Annotated in this window: 18 protein-coding genes; 10 read left to right on the top strand and 8 right to left on the bottom strand. The window is 51.7% G+C overall.

Annotated features, from left to right (window positions below; translation table 11 throughout):
• Positions 1–119: 119 nt before the first annotated feature.
• From JXQ78_RS08560 to JXQ78_RS08540, 5 genes are all read left to right on the top strand, one after another.
• Complete coding sequence (locus JXQ78_RS08560; protein WP_330630356.1) at positions 120–362, top strand: hypothetical protein; 243 nt, start codon at positions 120–122, stop codon at positions 360–362.
• Between the two features lie 299 nt (positions 363–661).
• Positions 662–1,111 (top strand): MarR family winged helix-turn-helix transcriptional regulator, encoded by a 450-nt coding sequence (locus JXQ78_RS08555; RefSeq protein ID WP_330630355.1) that lies wholly within the window; start codon positions 662–664, stop codon positions 1,109–1,111.
• Between the two features lie 336 nt (positions 1,112–1,447).
• The gene (locus JXQ78_RS08550; protein WP_330630354.1) at positions 1,448–2,215 is read left to right on the top strand and encodes an SDR family oxidoreductase; all 768 of its coding nucleotides are present in this window, start codon (positions 1,448–1,450) and stop codon (positions 2,213–2,215) included.
• A 97-nt stretch (positions 2,216–2,312) separates the two neighbouring features.
• On the top strand, positions 2,313–3,521 hold the full coding sequence (locus JXQ78_RS08545; RefSeq protein ID WP_330630353.1) for an MFS transporter: 1,209 nt from the start codon (positions 2,313–2,315) through the stop codon (positions 3,519–3,521).
• Positions 3,522–3,733: 212 nt separating this feature from the next.
• Positions 3,734–4,351 carry a methyltransferase domain-containing protein gene (locus JXQ78_RS08540; protein WP_330630352.1) on the top strand — a complete coding sequence of 206 codons (618 nt, stop codon included), beginning with the start codon at positions 3,734–3,736 and terminating at the stop codon, positions 4,349–4,351.
• 86 nt (positions 4,352–4,437) lie between these two features.
• Here JXQ78_RS08540 and JXQ78_RS08535 read toward each other — a convergent pair whose 3' ends face one another.
• The 3 genes from JXQ78_RS08535 to JXQ78_RS08525 all read right to left on the bottom strand — a co-directional run bounded on the left by JXQ78_RS08535 (position 4,438) and on the right by JXQ78_RS08525 (position 8,222).
• A complete protein-coding gene (locus JXQ78_RS08535; RefSeq protein ID WP_330630351.1) occupies positions 4,438–4,980 on the bottom strand; it encodes a VOC family protein in 543 nt (180 codons plus the stop codon).
• Between the two features lie 123 nt (positions 4,981–5,103).
• Positions 5,104–7,098, bottom strand: a complete 1,995-nt coding sequence (locus tag JXQ78_RS08530) for a hypothetical protein (RefSeq protein ID WP_330630350.1) — start codon at positions 7,096–7,098, stop codon at positions 5,104–5,106.
• A gap of 173 nt (positions 7,099–7,271) precedes the next feature.
• Entirely contained in the window at positions 7,272–8,222 is a 951-nt protein-coding gene (locus tag JXQ78_RS08525; RefSeq protein WP_330630349.1) for a D-2-hydroxyacid dehydrogenase, read from the bottom strand.
• A gap of 95 nt (positions 8,223–8,317) precedes the next feature.
• Here JXQ78_RS08525 and JXQ78_RS08520 point away from each other — a divergent pair, with 95 nt between their 5' ends.
• Positions 8,318–9,793, top strand: coding sequence for a hypothetical protein (locus JXQ78_RS08520; protein WP_330630348.1), 1,476 nt, complete (start codon positions 8,318–8,320; stop codon positions 9,791–9,793).
• An 11-nt stretch (positions 9,794–9,804) separates the two neighbouring features.
• On the opposite strand, the gene JXQ78_RS08515 is transcribed toward JXQ78_RS08520, so the two are convergent.
• Complete coding sequence (locus tag JXQ78_RS08515; RefSeq protein ID WP_330630347.1) at positions 9,805–10,782, bottom strand: hypothetical protein; 978 nt, start codon at positions 10,780–10,782, stop codon at positions 9,805–9,807.
• A gap of 565 nt (positions 10,783–11,347) precedes the next feature.
• Between JXQ78_RS08515 and JXQ78_RS08510 the strand changes: the two genes are divergently transcribed.
• The 4 genes from JXQ78_RS08510 to radA all read left to right on the top strand — a co-directional run bounded on the left by JXQ78_RS08510 (position 11,348) and on the right by radA (position 13,529).
• The gene (locus tag JXQ78_RS08510; protein ID WP_330630346.1) at positions 11,348–11,728 is read left to right on the top strand and encodes a hypothetical protein; all 381 of its coding nucleotides are present in this window, start codon (positions 11,348–11,350) and stop codon (positions 11,726–11,728) included.
• Positions 11,721–11,960: a hypothetical protein gene (locus JXQ78_RS08505; protein WP_330630345.1), complete on the top strand. Its 240-nt coding sequence runs from the start codon at positions 11,721–11,723 to the stop codon at positions 11,958–11,960. Before JXQ78_RS08510 ends, JXQ78_RS08505 begins: the two co-directional genes overlap by 8 nt.
• Positions 11,950–12,312, top strand: coding sequence for a hypothetical protein (locus JXQ78_RS08500; RefSeq protein ID WP_330630344.1), 363 nt, complete (start codon positions 11,950–11,952; stop codon positions 12,310–12,312). The genes JXQ78_RS08505 and JXQ78_RS08500 overlap by 11 nt, the downstream gene beginning before the upstream one ends.
• Positions 12,313–12,500: 188 nt before the next feature.
• On the top strand, positions 12,501–13,529 hold the full coding sequence (gene radA, locus JXQ78_RS08495) for a DNA repair and recombination protein RadA (RefSeq protein WP_330630343.1): 1,029 nt from the start codon (positions 12,501–12,503) through the stop codon (positions 13,527–13,529).
• A gap of 4 nt (positions 13,530–13,533) precedes the next feature.
• Here the strand turns inward: radA and JXQ78_RS08490 are convergent, their stop codons facing one another.
• From JXQ78_RS08490 to JXQ78_RS08475, 4 genes are all read right to left on the bottom strand, one after another.
• Positions 13,534–13,836 (bottom strand): AzlD family protein, encoded by a 303-nt coding sequence (locus tag JXQ78_RS08490; protein WP_330630342.1) that lies wholly within the window; start codon positions 13,834–13,836, stop codon positions 13,534–13,536.
• Positions 13,833–14,555, bottom strand: coding sequence for an AzlC family ABC transporter permease (locus JXQ78_RS08485; RefSeq protein WP_330630341.1), 723 nt, complete (start codon positions 14,553–14,555; stop codon positions 13,833–13,835). Before JXQ78_RS08485 ends, JXQ78_RS08490 begins: the two co-directional genes overlap by 4 nt.
• Entirely contained in the window at positions 14,539–15,240 is a 702-nt protein-coding gene (locus JXQ78_RS08480) for a class I SAM-dependent methyltransferase (protein ID WP_330630340.1), read from the bottom strand. Before JXQ78_RS08480 ends, JXQ78_RS08485 begins: the two co-directional genes overlap by 17 nt.
• Before the next feature lie 74 nt (positions 15,241–15,314).
• The gene (locus JXQ78_RS08475) at positions 15,315–16,055 is read right to left on the bottom strand and encodes a helix-turn-helix domain-containing protein (protein ID WP_330630339.1); all 741 of its coding nucleotides are present in this window, start codon (positions 16,053–16,055) and stop codon (positions 15,315–15,317) included.
• Between the last annotated feature and the right edge of the window lie 39 nt (positions 16,056–16,094).

The following is a 16,094-nucleotide window of genomic DNA, read 5'->3' as shown; positions in this document are numbered from 1 at the left end:
CCGTTTGTGGCATTCTCCGGATCTGTCGCTTCGCTCCGTTTGTGATTCGACAACGCACTCTCATGATGGGTTATTGAAAAACCAAAAAGCGTATTACATGGGACTGTCTGGACGCTGATATGGCAAACGCAACGATCTCATCAGTCCCCGGCGTTGCGGCGTTGATTCGCTATCGTGAGTGGGTGGATTCGCAGTCTCGGATCGTGCATGTTGGATTGTTGGTTGCAATTTACGTCGCGTTAGCCGGTGCCAGTCTGACACAGGGAATGATCTATTCGACCGTCGGCGAAATTCCGACACTGATCATCGGGTGGGGCATCTTCCTGGCAGGGATCTATACTGCGTATGCGATCGGCCGATAACCCTGCGTAACGTACTTTTGGTTTGAATACGATCCGCATAGCAGGCGGTGATATTTCTGGAGCCATTACAATGTCTTGATAGGCCCTTGTGGGTGATGCTCCGATGCGAGGGTTTGCGAATGGATGGAGGTGATGAGGCAGCAGCACTCACATCGCCAATAGCCAACCTTCGCTCTGATCCTGCACCCCTGGATACGTTAGTACCGAACTCTTCGAGAGCTTCATAGAAAACAGTCAGAATACCCCGGCACGAACAGCGTCAATCTTATTACTCGGGTAACGGTTATCGTCAATATACTATGGATAACTCAACAATTCAAAACTCTGTCGGTTATCAGCTAGCGTATGCGTCGAAACACCACCGGAATTACTTCACCGCAGCGCTTGACGAACTAGGACTTCAAGGTGGACAGGAACTCGTCCTTGCCCAGCTGGCAGAAACCAACGGATGTTCGCAAGCTGATTTGGCTGAAGCCCTTTCTGTAAAACCACCCACAATCACCAAAATAGTACGAAAACTCGAAGATGCTGACCTCATCGAACGTCAGCAAGATCCAGACGATGGCCGCGTTCAGCAAGTCTTTTTGACAGAAGATGGAGAGGATTTGATAGACCCGATTGAAGCGTGTTGGAATCGTGGAGAAGAGATACTGCTGGACGGATTTACGACCGAAGAACGACTGCTATTACGGCGAATGCTGATACAAATCCAAGAGAATATCGACATGCCGTATGAAACAACTGAATGAGATATATTTTCACTAGTAACTATTTTTGGTTGGTGTCTCTGATAGGAGCTCCCCTTTTCGGTTTAATAGATTGCAAGGATCACTGGCCAATTCAATAGGTTCATTCTCGTACAACGAGAAAATTCGGACATAAATGGCGCTATACTCCCAAGTTAGGGCAATTGGGGATTCCGATTGACTAGAGAATTATTGTCGAATCTATTGGGTGCAAGAAAAGAGGATGGCTGTTTTTGACTAGTAGAAAAGTATTTAGCCGGCTAATGGTTACTAGGCTAATGATATGGTGCGAGACACAGGGTCCAACTGTACAGTGGCTGAGAGACTGGGAGCCCGACGATGACTGACCAAACCGACTCAATAGTACTTGTTGCGGGAGGTGCAGGCGAAGTTGGTGCGGGAATCGCTCGAGCATTTCTTGAAACAGGCGCGACCGTAATCGTTCCTTCACGGAGTTCCGATCACCTTGATGATCTTCACGGACATCTCGAATCGTCTGGAGTGGCGACCGACCAACTCACTCCTCTCGTTGGAAATATTGGTCAGATAGACGGAGCGAAGCAACTCCGGGACACCATTCTTGAACAGTTCGGTTACGTCGATACTGTTGTCGCATCCCTCGGTGGCCCACAACCTATTGATCGATTGATTGATGTTCCACTGGAAATATGGGATCAAGTCATTGATAATTTCATGACAGCGCAGTTCGTCGCGGCGCGCACATTCCTTCCAATCCTTGCTGAACGGGTCGATAGCACCTATACGTTGGTTAACGGATTGTCGGGTCCGACAGGAACCATTGCTGCTCCGGCAGCCAGTTTGATGGCTGTCGCATCAGCGGGAGAGCACATGCTCATGCACGCGCTGGCGAAAGATGCCACGGAATACGGAGCGTCTGTGCGAATCAATGAACTCGTTCCGTTAACGCCCCTCATAACACGATCCAAGACAGACACTGATCCAGAGTGGCTGCCTGCTGAAGCGTTCGGCTCGGTCGCAGTAGCACTCGCCACTGACAGCGACCACCATGGAGAGACGATTGGGGTGTATAGCCGCACGGATGTTCGACGGTGGGAAGAGGGATCTGGTGAATGGACACCGGTCTAATTAGGACGACCATGTGGATACCGAATCAAAAGACGGGCGCCGGACCAGAGAAAGGATTGGCGAATGAAGTGGCACAGGGAACAATTGCGGTGAGGAGATGATCCAGCGAGCAACGAACTCGTATCGGATTATACTCATTCTATGGGTGCTTGCATTTGTTTCTGGGAGTCAGGTGCTCATTATGTCACCCCTGCTTCCACACATCAGCGAACAGGTAGCCGTCTCGGAGTCTCTTTTGGGGACACTCATCACCGCGTATGCGGTGTTCGTCGGCGTCTTTGCGTTTATTGCTGGACCCATCTCTGATCGAATCGGCAGACGTCGAATATTACTCATCGGAAACGCGATCATGGCTGCTGCGCTTATTCTCCACTGGTTTACCTGGGATTTCGCATCGCTCATCGTGGTACGAGCACTCGCAGGCGTTGCAGGTGGAATTCTTACCGGTGCGTCGCTTGCATACATCGGCGATTATTTCCCCCGCGACCGTCGTGGATGGGCAAATGGTTGGGTAGGAAGCGGAACATCTGCCGGTCTAATTGCCGGGATTCCTATCGGCACGATTGTCGCGGAGCAGTTCGGATACCGGTGGCCATTCCTCGCGTTCGGAATTCTCCTCGCCGTAACTATCGGCTTCCTCTGGCGATACGTCCCACAGCCCGATGTTCAGCGCACGGACCACTTGTCAATTCATAGCGTTCTTGATGGGTACACAACAGTACTGCGGCGACGCGAAGGGCTTGCGGCAGTTGTGATCTTTGCGATTATGTTTAGCGGCAGTTCACTGTACATGACGTATCTTCCAACGTGGCTTCAGACGACACTCGGGGTCGGCGGTGGGGCGATCGCGACGATGTTCTTCTTCGGTGGGCTTGGAACGACAGTAGCCGGCCCCTCCGCTGGAACACTGTCGGATCACTTCGGCCGAAAACGCTTCATTATTTTCGGATCATTCGGTCTTGCTGGCCTCATGGTACTGACAACGTATTTTATCGTCAGTATGTGGGTCGCCTATGGACTGTTCTTTAGCGTGATGGGGTTGTACGCAGCCAGGGGGACGCCGTTCCAGACATTGCTGACCGAAATCGTCCCCAGCGACAATCGAGGAACGTTCATCAATCTCACTATTGGGGTCGGACAAATCGGTTCTGGACTCGGTGGAGGGCTTGCGGGTGCTGTCTACGCGCGCGTGGGCTATGCAGGAACGACACTGATAGCAGCCGGTGCGATGGTCCTCACTGGAATATTGATCTGGGTATTTCTCCCTGAAACAGCTTCTGGGTCTGCGGATCGTTCGCCATCGTAGCTCAGCACATACCGAGTTTCACGATAACGGCGCAGCGAAGCCTTTTGTGCTCATTTCAGGAATCGTTTCATTCGTGGCTCTTGCTGCACACTGCCATTGGAACTGATTGTCCGTTTTCCTTTAAGTGGTTCTGGCGATAAGGTAGAGATATAGACAGAGTTTTTGTGGCTACTGTTCACCAGAGTAGTAGCCTGTCGTGAGGTCATTGTCAGATGAAATACGATGAACTACAGCAGCTGTACGCACAGGACGAGTACTACTGGGGAACGGAACCAAACGAACTCGTCAAACGTGCCGTTGAACACGCACCCGATCAGAACACCCTCACAGCCGTTGATGTTGGTGCAGGAGAGGGCCGTGATTCCGTCTATCTCGCAGAGCAGGGGATCACCGTAACGGCTATCGATATCGCTCCGAACGGACTCGAAAAAGCTGAGCAACTGGCCGAGGAGAAAGCCGTTAGTATCGAGGTCGCGCAAGGCGACATCAACACACTCACACTCACGACGCCGATCGATATTTTCTATTCGATCGGAACGATTCAGTATCTCCGACCCGATGAGCGACACGATCAGTTCAGCCACTTCAAATCGCAGACTCGGCCCGGTGGCATTCATGCGCTCTTCGCATTCGTTGACAAAGACGAAATTCCACCTGCTCCAGACTGGGGTGACAATGAATATTTCTACGATGAAGGCGAGCTCAGTACCTACTACGAGGATTGGGATTGTCTCTACGCTGATGACGTAGTTTTCGATGACGACTCCGGGGGCGAGCCACATCAGCACGCTGGGACTGAGGCACTCTATCAAAAACCATCATCTGGATAGATAGTTGCGGATGGGCTCTTGTGGGAGAAGTATGGTGTGGTGTTCACTAATTCGGTGCTGTAGCCAATGGAGAGATGCTACTTAGACTAACTCAACGACGTGGCAGGATCGAACAGTCGTCCATCAGTTGTTTGCTCGTATGGCAGTGAATCCGGCGCTTCGAGTAGTTCAAGCATCAGCCCCCAGTCAGTCCGGCAGAATACGTACGTGAGGCCAGCTGTGGGTCCGTCGTCATTAGTTTGGGGTTCATCTAGTACTTCGACATCCTCACGATTGGAGAGCACCGATAGCGCCCGATCGATCGACCCGACCTGGATTCCAATGTGTGTTGCGCCGTTATCAGCGAGAGTGGGAGCGGTCTCGTCCTGGTCTGGAGCGTCCCACTCGAACAGTTCCAGATTCATCGCGGGACCACATCGCACCATTGCGAGTTCGGCGACGGCATCCGGATGCACACCGAGACGCCGTTTCATTGAATCACCATCTGGATCACCAAACGGCCCCTTCCGATACAGTTCCTCACAGCCCAGCACCTTGACGAAGAAGGCAACCGCTTCATCGAGATCGGGGACGGTAAGCGCCGTATGATGGACGAACTCTGCGGTGGGAAGCGGATCGGAATCGGTCATAGAACTGAGCTCAGACCGGGCGGAGGGTAAGGGTTCGCACCAGGACCATCACTTGCCGAGAAGAACGACGCTTTCGCCAAGCGTGTTCATGGCTAAATACAGCGACGAGTGTCTTCTTCTCATTCAAGCGTATGCGGTTATTTCATGGTGCTGTGTTGCGCTAACATCAAATACGTGAATTGATAAGTATCGATATTCATTATTCCTGGCTGATTGACGCTCATATATTCGAGACCGAGGAGTCTCCGACATTTTATCCTCAAGAGATAAGGTTGTGTCATGAGATGCGAGCTTCTCGTCGATTTCCTTCCAAACAGCATTGATATCAAGCTGACTATAGTCTTCTGATTTAAAGAATATAATAATTGAATCAAATAATTGATGCTGGTAGTATGTATCGAGCTGTTCAAGTGGTTTCTTAACGTTATATTCAGCACCAGTATTGTCTTCTGTCCAATATTTACACTCACCGATATAGATGACATCACCATTATTATCTTGTAGCCGGATATCGGCTGGCCCTCGCCCTGTTTCTGGTTCACGGACCAGGTTGCCGTCGATTCGCTGACCAATCGTGGAGGTGATGACACTTCGATATCCCTCTTCATTGAGCCCTTTGAAATCGCCCGCTGAAAGCTTCAGGGACCGGCCAGCCTTGTCGATCATCTGAACCAACCTCTTGAAGCCGTCGTAACCAAAGCTGCCATCAACGATAGATGCTGGCTGTGTTTCCGTACCGACCGTGTCGAAGTAGGCATTCAGTGAACTCCGAAATGCATCTGGTGTCTCTGCAGTTTCTAGCTTTTGTTCGATATATCCCTGAATCGCGCCGTAGGTGCTTGATGCGATTACACCCTTGAGTGAATTGGCTGAGGACGTTTTTGAGACCGTGCTGAGTCCAATTAAGAGACCCGCAGCAGTCATATACTGACGGACTAGGGGAAGTCCATCATTAGTCGCTTGGTCGTACAATAGCTGGAGTTCGTCCCTCCTTTTCGTGATAGAACCAGCATCAATATTAGGGAACACGAGGGTATAATCTCCAGATTCGAACCGCAGATTTTCATGTTCCGGAACGTCTTGATGTGAGGCAAAGTATAGACGATATTGCTTATTACTGGTGATAGACCTGATAATCTTATCTGCAAACTCTTGAGTCAGCACACCATCGTCGTTATGTTTGGCGAAGACGACATGGCCGTGGTCAGTTGCTTTCTCACATTTCCGTATCGTTGAGTCTGAGAATTTAATCTCCGTTCTGGACTCCTTGTAAGTGTTCTCCTTGTTTACAAGGTGGCGGTAAACACGTTTGGATGTCAACCATCCATGTTTGTGTTTGAAATATTCACGTTCAAATTTCCAAAGTTTATCACATCTCAACAAACCAAATCGTCCACCATCGAATGTATAGTTATAGAGGCGAGGCTTAGCATCATGCTGTTTTTCAATTGTGAATGTCTCTGAATCAGAATCAAGACGAAGCGACCCGTCATCAAGCATTTCGATACATTGCCATCGCCCGAAAGAGTATCTGACCGAGTAACGTCCGTCATATACTGGCTCCCCATTGAGATAGACCTCTCGATCAGGTATTTCCTGTAATATATCATCTGACAAGACGTTGAAAATCTGCATGATCGTTGTAGAATCGGTATAGTAATCTGCATTGACTACAGAGACATCACGATTGCTGGCCGATGCCTCAAGCGCAAACATACTGATAACACTATCCTTATCAACCCGATCACCACTGATGAGTATATCTGAATCCTTTACCCACCCCTCGTTTTCCCGGTAATGTGCGATCAGAACTTCGGAGGAAGTGCTATGGAACAACAATCCTTTATTTGCCTTTTGGGCTCCATGGAGACGCTCTGCTAGTGCGACAGTGTGTTTTTGGATCTTTTCTGAATTTTCATTATCTTCCCATGCCAATTCGCAGATGTTTGAAATCTGAATCCCTATTTCCAATTCAGACACTGAATCTAGATCGTTGCCGAATGTTCGCTTGAGTTCCCTAATGAAACCAGGTTCAACTTGAACTTGAGTTGCCACCTCTTCTAGTTTTGGAGAATTATTCTCAACAAGTATATCCAGATCAAGTATGAAGCTTGGCATTGATATGGGTCTGTTATCTGGTTATACCACTTTTCATTATATAAATCATACTAACTTGCATGCCTTCAGATTATAAAGGGATAACACTCAAATTATAATATATTAATAAATTATTTTCTATATTCGATTAATGGTATTGATGATACACCATCACTATCACTGATTGGCCTCAACTATACGATGCGATTCTGCAGCGGATTCCCCGCAACGAACGCTCGGTAGTTATCTGCGACAATCGATGCACAGCGCTCCATATATCGTGGCGTCAGGCCTGCCATATGGGGAGTAAGGATAACGTTCGAGAGGTCCCACAATGGAGAATCACCGTCCAGCGGTTCATCTGCTACGACATCAAGCGCCGCACCGCGTATCCAATCCCGTTGGAGCGCCTGGACCAGTGCTGAGTGCTTGACCAACCCTCCGCGAGCGACGTTTAGTAACACTCCATTGTCATTCATTGTCTTGAGAGCGGTTCGGTCGATCATATTCCGAGTTTTATCGGTGAGCGGACACGCAAGCACGACATGATCTGATCGCACAAGGAGCGATTCCAATCCGTCGGGACCGACCAACTCATCAACCACATCACCACCAGTGGAGAGATCGCGTTTCAATCCGATCGTCTCAACACCGAACGCACTGGCGAGCTCGGCTACCCGTTCGCCGATCGACCCCAGACCGACGATCCCGACAGTCGAGTTGTGGAGCTCACCTACATCGTAGCGTTCCCAGACGCCGCGATGCTGGTGACGAAACGCCTCAGGAAACCCGCGCTCGAATGCGAGCATGTATCCGATCGCCTGTTCGGCTGCTGGCTGGGCATGGACACCCGACACCGTAGTGAGTTTGACGCCCCGCTGTTCGAATTCGTTGACGTTGTACGTGTTCACACCAGCGCTGAGGGCCTGCACCCAACGGAGTGATTTAGCGTACGAGAACAACTCGTCAGGAAACCCAAACGCTACCACGATCGGTGCGTCGATGAGAGCTTCCTTTGTTGCTGACGGTGTCGCGTGGTATTCGATAGACACCTCTGGGAGCTCAGAGTGCAGAGCGTCGAGTAGCACGCTAGCCTCCTCCGAATCAAGCGTATACGGAAGAACTATCGGCCAGTCTTCTTCCATACTACACACCCAGTCATCGCACGACCCTATCTGTTCTCAAAGGATATGATATAGCTGCCGCAACTAATATTGAACTATACAGAATATGTAATATAATGGCTAGTGAGTGGAGAACACAGCCGAGCGGATTAAAAACGACACGGCGGTCGGTCATCAAGTTGACCGGTGGTTTTCTCACTCTAACTACGTTAGGACAATTGATGAAAGAAAATAAAATTATAAATTGGGTACAATATAACGCGAGACAATCAATGGACAGTCAAAAAAATACAACCGACGGTAAACGGTTAGCTTATGTAGCTCTCCCTGGGTTATCGATGGCTTCTCTACTGGCCAATCTGGCGTATCTCCAATATGGTTCCAGTAGATCGAGTCCCGTGATTCTCTTAGATATCCATGATTACAACCGGTTGCAGGCTATTGCTTTGAAAGAAAAGCAATCGCCATGGAATCAAAGCCTCGCCATGGCTTATGGACATCTTTTTCGGAGGGGAGTCGTCCAACTGATTGATTATTCAAATTTCTATATGGCACACACTCAGAAGAGAATAGTCAAACAAAACCGAGATGTACTTGATGCAGTTTCGAGTGACACCCAACAACGCGCTGCGATTGACGCAGCAAAAGGACGCATAAACTATCAGCGAGGGGAGTATCAAGAGAGCTTTCGTGAGAAACTCGGTGAGGATCTAGACATTTTCATAGGAGGCAGAAAAACGGAAGAATCACGGCAAAGAAAGCTTAAGCGAGGAATTCTTGATCCTGTTGAGTGGAATGTGAAAGTTCTGAATCAATATGCAGCAGCTCTAGAAGTTCGGAGCACTGCGGACGAAATTTTTGAGCATCTAAATGTAAGGTACGTAATTGGGGAAGGGGAATCTGCGATAGCTGGGTGTGGGGGAATCGTAGGATCAGCTATCCACCTTCCAGATCAATCTCGTATTCTGGACCATAATCCGAGAGATCTCAAACATACACGAGAGGCTTTTGAGTCAATAGGAGAGGTTGTAACAGAAATAACTGGGGTGCAGCATGATGATTGGGTGCATTTCTCGCCAACCTTAGCCATACCCCAGTACAACAATCTATTCGACATTTATACAATCCAGAATGAAATTGAAAGTGGACTCAACAAAGAAAGGGTTTCCAGGGAAGTAATTGAAGTTATAAACATTCTGGAACGATTGGGAGGCGGAAATCCAGACATGTCCTACACAGCTGAATACCTCGCTGAAAATGAAATAATGCCATTTGCCAAAACTCCTGCCCGAAGGCAAGAGATTATGAAAATCACTAACCATGCCGCGACTCTTGCGAGGGTGTCTAACGAGATACGACCGCTGATCAGCAGAGGAGACATCTCGCAAGTTGCTGGATTGATCGGTGTTTCACTTGTCTGTGAGCCAAATCCACACGATAACCTTGAGAGACTATACCAGCAGGGAGAAAGCTTGATCGACAAACTTCACCCGCCCTCCATTAATCAAACTCGTCTCACAGCCATCCGCCGCAGGAAAAAAGAATGGGACAGTACCCTCGACTGGTATGAAAAGATCGACAGAGCCCGATAATTGACGATTTTTCATCGATTTTGGTGTCCTAATGAATCTGTGTGGCCTGGAGACATCGGATACAACCCACTATCGGTTTGAATCATCCACACCAACTCTAGACCAACATCTTCTCCATATTTCTTTGCAGCTTGATCAAGAGACGTTCTAAGCTCGTTTATTGATGTCTTTTCGTTAAGTGGAAGAATGGGGCCCTCTCCTGTCTCAGGGGCATAAACCGGCATCACGTGATCCGATGCAGCTGTGGCATCCTTGATAACATCCTTCTGATTAGAGCGAGGGGGGTCAGTGCTAAGGACTTCTTCCCTCTCCATTTCATTCTCGGACGAGTTTTCTTCCTCAATGTGGTGAACTAGTTCGCTTAACAACCAAGCAAGTTGATGCCCCTTATCAGTTAAATGGATAAGGTCATCCTCCAGCCTCACCACTCCAACGGCCTCAAATCGATTTTTCACAGTACGACGGATCTCTTCCTTTGTTACACTCTTCCCCATGTCATCTAGTCGCTGCTCCACATCTCGAACAATATTGGCGAATCTAACAGCTTCTGGTGACCCGATAGGACCGTCAATCCCACTCCTGTTGCCAAGTGCCTCCAGAACGAAGATAGGCCGATCGATCTGTGAATCATGCAATGGGGTTAGGAGATCATCAATTGTTGATCGGGAGGACCGACTGGACCAGTCCAAAGTCCGCAAATCAACACCGGATCGGCGGGCCACATCATTGATCAAGCTAATGACTTTTCCACCCGTGCCCGTAATCATGTAATACCGACCTTTAGCAACTAACGGTGGGGAAAGTGACGACAATGATTGAATATAAGAAGAAATAGTTGATTGATTGCGTCCTATCAGATCCGAAAGCTCCCCTTGAGTCTGCACTTCATCATCACAGATAACTAGGAGTAATCCCACTTTTGAGGGATTTAAGGATTGAAGAAGATTTGCTGCTGTGACGAGATCCGATGTGGAATACTCAATGGACATGGGTTACGCGGACAGGCGTTACATCACTTTTAGCGATGCACGAATATGTAAATTGGCCCACCCGACCCCGATATCAGGTCTGGCCCCAATATTTATGCGCATATAGATAGAATACATATTTAGTTGAGTATCACAACTCAGCGTGATAGTCGGATCAAGAAGATAACCCAGAGAAAACCTGATAGGAAGGCCCTGGGCAATCAGTAATCGAACGCACGCGCCCTCCATAGGGTGGTAGGCCACCTTGGGCTTCGGGATCCCTAGTCCCGGTACGTTCGGCGCTCGCTGATTGTCGTATCCTGTCGTACCGCGAAAGATAACGACCAACCGTGATCACAATGTCACAGCGAGCAAATCACTCTACGGTCGCACAGTTCCTTGACTGTGACGACCATCGTACTGACGCACCATCACATGAACGGACAAACGGACCCTCTGTCGATTCATCACACCTGTTCGGAAACATCCCCAAGACCCCCCATATTCCAGCACCGTGCCGTGATACCCCCCGATTACACGAGATAGCTTCCCACCGACAGCCACTCGAAAAGCGAGGTGGTCAGTAGTGCCATCGCAGACACGGTTCGGTGATCTCCACGGAGTCGAACGCGATCTGTTGCTCATTCTCGCCGGTTCCGGTCCGCACTCGCCGTCATACCTCAAATCAACGGTCAGCGTAGGACTCTCGACATCGCTCACCTACCGACGGCTCTATTCACATCTGAACGGACTGCTCGAAGCGGAGTTGGTGGTGGCGAACGAAACGACTGACGGAGTCAGCTACGCGATCACGGATGCTGGAGTAGCGACGATTACCAACCACCACACGTGGCTACCGAAACCGCAGCCACACACTGATTCGGCCCGCTACCCAGGCGATACGTGGCTCGAACACCTGGGCCGTGGCCATTCAAGGGCGATCGCGCCGGGGGAAGATAATGGGTGAGAACGCCGCCTTCGATCGATTTGGCGAACGCCATCGCTGCCGGGAGTTCACTACTGACCACCGACTCGTCCCCCAGGACAACGCCGTGTTCGGCGCGGCGGTTTGTCCACACGAGCGCTGTGCGCACCCGAATCCACTCCATGGAGATCCAGACGCGTTCGAGAACGTGGTGTTCAGATGCCTTGGCTGTCGGCGGATCATTCTCATTGAGGCGATCCCTGATGGATTGTGACGAGCACACCGTGACAAATCCCGAAATCGTCTCCGTGGAAGATACTGCGGTGACGATCGAAGCCGAGTGTGCGAGCTGTGGCCGCCGGCTCTGGTCGTCGACGAAACTCAACCCAGTCGCGGATGTGTCCGTTGGCGATCGATTTCGTGGGCCGGATGGCAACACGTGGACCGTGATGGATGATACGCGGCCTGGCCACAAACACCAATCTGGCTCCCCCATCGCTGATCTTGACGATCCACTGGACCAACGGAGGGTCGGCGTTCACATCGAAACGTATGATCTAGCCCTCTGGTGGACGACAGCACGGTTCGAACACCTCCGTGGCGACATCTACCAGGAGTGTGGATAATTTATCCCAGCTCATTTTATTATAATATCTATTCGAACAATATTGATCCATATTTACGACAGAGATGGTTCTGTGGCTGAGACTTGCTTTCCATTGGATGCATACCACAGCTCCACCTCCTTCCCACTGTTTCACTTTCACTCCGCTGTTAACGAGCGTTTATGAGTGGTGAGGGACAAGCCGAGTGCATGGCGACAGATCTCGAGAACCTCCCGGGCGTGGGACCGGCCACGGCCGAGAAGTTGACGGACAACGGCTACGATTCGTTTCAGGGCATTGCGGTCGCGAGCCCCGCCGAGCTTTCGAACACCGCAGATGTGGGTGAGTCAACGGCCCACGATATCATCCAGGCCGCGCGTGAGCAGGCGGATATTGGTGGCTTCGAGACGGGTGCGTCGGTCCTCCAGCGACGCGAACGCATCGGCAAACTCCAGTTCCAGATCGACGAAATCGATGAGATGCTCGGCGGCGGCGTCGAGACCCAGTCGATCACGGAGGTGTACGGCGAGTTCGGTGCGGGCAAATCCCAGATCACCCACCAGCTCGCGGTGAACGTCCAGCTGCCAAAATCGGTTGGCGGACTCGGCGGAAGCGCGATCTTCGTGGATTCGGAGGATACCTTCCGGCCCGAACGGATCGACGAGATGGTCCGGGGACTCGATGACTCACTGATTGAGGCCGCAATGGAAGACCGCGATATCGAAGGCAGCGCAACCGACGAGGCCGCAGTTGCGGAACTCATCGACACGTTCCTGGATTACATCCACGTGGCCAAAGCGTTCAACTCGAACCACCAGATTTTGCTCGCCGAGAAGGCCCAGGAAATCGCCAGCGAACACGAAGACAGCGAATACCCAGTGCGGTTGGTCTGTGTCGACTCGCTGACGGCACATTTCCGTGCTGAGTACGTCGGACGTGGTGAGCTCGCCAACCGCCAGCAAAAGCTCAACAAACATCTCCACGATCTCGATCGACTGGGCAATCTCTACAACGCGGCCGTCCTCGTCACCAACCAGGTGCAGTCGAATCCGGACGCCTTCTTCGGCGATCCAACGAAACCGATCGGTGGCAACATCCTCGGGCACAAATCCACCTTCCGCATGTATCTGCGAAAATCGAAAGCGAACAAGCGGATCGTCAAACTCGTGGATGCACCAAACCTGCCCGATGGCGAATCTGTGATGCGCGTCGAAGGTGCCGGACTGAAACCCGAGTAGGCACTCACCCGAGCGGTAGCTGTCTGAAAACCAGAACGAGACCGATGCCGGCAAGCATCGAGTAAAGGATATTTCCCCACCGGTAGGCAACGAACAACACGCCCATCCCAGCCACGAGCTTTTCTGGCCCGCCAGTGGTGAGCTCTGGCACGACCAGCGACGCCAGCACTGCTGCTGGAACGTATTCGAGCCACGCTCTGGCCCTGGATGTCAACTCGAACCTACTGACGAGCCAGTAGCCACCAATTCGTGTGAGATACGTTCCAACGGCCATGCCTGCAATCGCGAGCACGCCGGTAGCGTTCATTGGTGTTCACCCAGTTCGTCACGAACGACACCGGCGAGACTCCCGGCGAGTCCACCAATGATGATATGCCAGCTCCCCGCAAGAATCATCGACGCCACGAGTGCAACGCCACCCCCAACGGCAACGGGAACGGCGTCCGACCGACCGTCCCAGACGCCCACCAGCAACGCAATGTAGACGGCCGCAAACGCCATATCGAGGCCGAACCGGGTGGGATCACTGATGAGCCCACCAGCAGTGAGGCCAACACCAGTTGCGCTCACCCAGGCAACGAAAACGAGACAGCCACTCCCGAGAAGATAGGCACCATCCGTTTCACCGTCCGAATGGGCACGCATCGTCAAGCCCCACGATTCGTCGTTCAGAAAAAACAGCGTTCCATAGATTCGTCCGCGCTTCAGCCGGGAGAACCAGGGCTCAAGTGCCGCTGACAGCAACAGATGGCGAAGATTCACGGCGACCGTCGTGATGACAATCGGGATAACAGCCAGCGGTGTGCGCCACAGATCGAGCACGACAAACTGCGCGGAAGCTGCGAAAACGGTCACGCTCATGAGCAGTGTTTCGATGGTTCCCAGCGGAGTCTGGCGTGCAAGAACGCCAAACACGACACCGTAGGTGAACACCGCAACGGCGATGGGGACGCTCTCATGGAGGCCACGAACGAACCCATCGGCTGTGAACTGACTGCTATCGGTCTGCTCAGTTGCCCCTTGCATCTGTCACTCTAGCATATAATAAGAGGTTCTTGTGATCGTGTGTTTCGTTTCGGTATTCTGGATGGGGTGGATCTCGCCACTCCCAGGAGCTCACACAGTCGATGGGCAGTTGGAGTGACGACAGCAGTTCACAGAATTGTCTATAATTGCTGATGAACATATATGTCGTCGAATAGTTGTCGTTGCGGTATTCGTATTCGCATAACGGACCGTAATCGGCGATCAGTTCGCCGTTGGTTGCTGCGTCGTCGCCATCGATTGGCATGTTAAAAATCACGTAGCCGCCCGTCTCGGTCACACGCTGCAGTTCACGCAGGACGAGTTCAACGTCGCGAAAATGCGTGAGTGCATCGAGCAGTATCGTGGCTCCAAAGGGCGACGTATACGGCAACGACCGGATATCGGCCTCTCGAATTGTGGCCTGTGAGCCCGCCCGCCGTTTGCAGGTCTTTAGTGCGTCGGCACTGATATCACAGGCGTGATATTCCGACACTGTCTCAGCGAGCCGTTGTGTGTTTCTCCCTTCGCCAGCGGCTGCTTCTAAAACACGCTCGCAGGATTCTTCGGAAAGGATGGCTTCGATTTCGTCAACGAACGGGAGGGGGTCGGTCGGCATCAAACAGGCGTCGCTATCGAGCGTTTCACTGTACAGTTCCGTCCATTCTGCACGACTGGGTCCCGACATAGGTGAATGTGGAGGGACTCGGGGAGTGACGGGGGCATGTGGACCGAATCTCCCACTGCAGAAGACAATTGGCCTCACATGGTCGGGTGTTTTCGTTTTTCGGTCTGCTCGCCACAGAGCAGTTGTCGCTCAGCACCCCGCAGGTGCTCAAGGAATGTGCTTTTCGAGACCGAGAGCTCGGCTGCAAGATCCGTTGCACTCACACCACGAGGCCATTCGTAGTAGCCACGACTCCGTGCGAGTTCGAACGCTTCGCGCTGTCGCGGCGTGAGGTGATCGACGGACGGGGAACACGTGTCGGACCGGTTTCGTTCGGCAGCTTCGAGCCTTCGGAGATCGATCGCCGCGTCGTATTCTGTTCGCAACGACTCGAGTTTGCGATCGATTGTTGACCGATCTGTCGCTATGAGCAGTGGCCACCGCTCATGTCCGTCGGTCATTCTGGAACTACGATCCAGAAGAAAACCACGCGCTGCGAATCCTGGTCCGATCCCTTCTGTCGTGTCGTATTCGATGACAACGTCCTGGACGAATCGACCGATGCCTGCGGTGTCCCCCGCGCGCTGGCGTGGTCGTGGGTGGAGTGGATGAATGTGTTCGATGCGTGCGGACTGATCTGCGACCGACCACGCTGTCTCGACCTGCTGGGCTGACTGGCCGTAGATCGTACACCGCTCGCTTGCTTCTTCACCGGTTACCATGCTTCCGTGGCCCAGCACTCCTGCACCGGTTTCTTCGTTCAATTCCGTCGTCCAGCAGTCCGGGTGCCACACGTCGAGTTCCACCTGCAGTAGTTCCGTGTTCGGATCGGACATGACACTCTCTCTGGTCAGTATGTAGTCGAGACGGTCGCA

Source organism: Halocatena halophila, from assembly GCA_027563145.1.
In the GTDB taxonomy this organism is placed as follows: domain Archaea; phylum Halobacteriota; class Halobacteria; order Halobacteriales; family Haloarculaceae; genus Halocatena; species Halocatena halophila.
The sequence above is the reverse complement of the archived record's forward strand: the minus strand, read 5'-3'. Positions and strand labels throughout refer to the sequence as shown.

What these genes read in the sequence shown, in the direction of transcription:
- JXQ78_RS08485 (WP_330630341.1), bottom strand. Translation starts at nt 14,555, where the DNA reads ATGCAAGGGGCAACTGAGCAGACCGATAGCAGTCAGTTCACAGCCGAT.
- JXQ78_RS08530 (WP_330630350.1), bottom strand. Translation starts at nt 7,098, where the DNA reads ATGCCAAGCTTCATACTTGATCTGGATATACTTGTTGAGAATAATTCT.
- JXQ78_RS08540 (WP_330630352.1), top strand. Translation starts at nt 3,734, where the DNA reads ATGAAATACGATGAACTACAGCAGCTGTACGCACAGGACGAGTACTAC.
- JXQ78_RS08505 (WP_330630345.1), top strand. Translation starts at nt 11,721, where the DNA reads ATGGGTGAGAACGCCGCCTTCGATCGATTTGGCGAACGCCATCGCTGC.
- JXQ78_RS08535 (WP_330630351.1), bottom strand. Translation starts at nt 4,980, where the DNA reads ATGACCGATTCCGATCCGCTTCCCACCGCAGAGTTCGTCCATCATACG.
- JXQ78_RS08525 (WP_330630349.1), bottom strand. Translation starts at nt 8,222, where the DNA reads ATGGAAGAAGACTGGCCGATAGTTCTTCCGTATACGCTTGATTCGGAG.
- JXQ78_RS08515 (WP_330630347.1), bottom strand. Translation starts at nt 10,782, where the DNA reads ATGTCCATTGAGTATTCCACATCGGATCTCGTCACAGCAGCAAATCTT.
- JXQ78_RS08490 (WP_330630342.1), bottom strand. Translation starts at nt 13,836, where the DNA reads ATGAACGCTACCGGCGTGCTCGCGATTGCAGGCATGGCCGTTGGAACG.
- JXQ78_RS08520 (WP_330630348.1), top strand. Translation starts at nt 8,318, where the DNA reads ATGGCTAGTGAGTGGAGAACACAGCCGAGCGGATTAAAAACGACACGG.
- radA (WP_330630343.1), top strand. Translation starts at nt 12,501, where the DNA reads ATGGCGACAGATCTCGAGAACCTCCCGGGCGTGGGACCGGCCACGGCC.
- JXQ78_RS08545 (WP_330630353.1), top strand. Translation starts at nt 2,313, where the DNA reads ATGATCCAGCGAGCAACGAACTCGTATCGGATTATACTCATTCTATGG.
- JXQ78_RS08500 (WP_330630344.1), top strand. Translation starts at nt 11,950, where the DNA reads ATGGATTGTGACGAGCACACCGTGACAAATCCCGAAATCGTCTCCGTG.
- JXQ78_RS08550 (WP_330630354.1), top strand. Translation starts at nt 1,448, where the DNA reads ATGACTGACCAAACCGACTCAATAGTACTTGTTGCGGGAGGTGCAGGC.
- JXQ78_RS08480 (WP_330630340.1), bottom strand. Translation starts at nt 15,240, where the DNA reads ATGTCGGGACCCAGTCGTGCAGAATGGACGGAACTGTACAGTGAAACG.
- JXQ78_RS08555 (WP_330630355.1), top strand. Translation starts at nt 662, where the DNA reads ATGGATAACTCAACAATTCAAAACTCTGTCGGTTATCAGCTAGCGTAT.
- JXQ78_RS08475 (WP_330630339.1), bottom strand. Translation starts at nt 16,055, where the DNA reads ATGTCCGATCCGAACACGGAACTACTGCAGGTGGAACTCGACGTGTGG.
- JXQ78_RS08560 (WP_330630356.1), top strand. Translation starts at nt 120, where the DNA reads ATGGCAAACGCAACGATCTCATCAGTCCCCGGCGTTGCGGCGTTGATT.